Origin of the sequence: Flavobacterium solisilvae (assembly GCF_012911605.1) — a bacterium.
Taxonomy (GTDB): domain Bacteria; phylum Bacteroidota; class Bacteroidia; order Flavobacteriales; family Flavobacteriaceae; genus Flavobacterium; species Flavobacterium solisilvae.
On sequence record NZ_JAAMPT010000082.1, the window covers coordinates 1 to 267 of the forward strand.

Here is a 267-nt window from a genome sequence, read left to right on the forward strand (position 1 = left end):
CTGTAACTGACGACTCAGAAGACCCGACACCAATCGACCCTTCAAGTCCTGATTACGACCCAAGTTGTCCGACTTGTACCTTTACGGATTTACAACAAACACCACAAATCACTTTGTTGAAAGACGGTGTTTATGCTGATGCAAATTCAGATACTATTGTAAACGTAGGCGACACGATTGTTTACACCTTTACAGTAACCAATACAGGAAACGTAACCGTAAACAATTTGACAATCAATGATGCCGTAATCGGCGTATCGAACTTGA

General features: G+C 41.6%; 1 protein-coding gene. It reads left to right on the plus strand.

Going from position 1 to position 267, the window contains the following annotated elements; genetic code table 11:
• Positions 1–267, plus strand: a 267-nt coding sequence (locus G6042_RS14700; RefSeq protein WP_169522326.1) for a DUF7507 domain-containing protein, incomplete at both ends; no start/stop codon positions are given.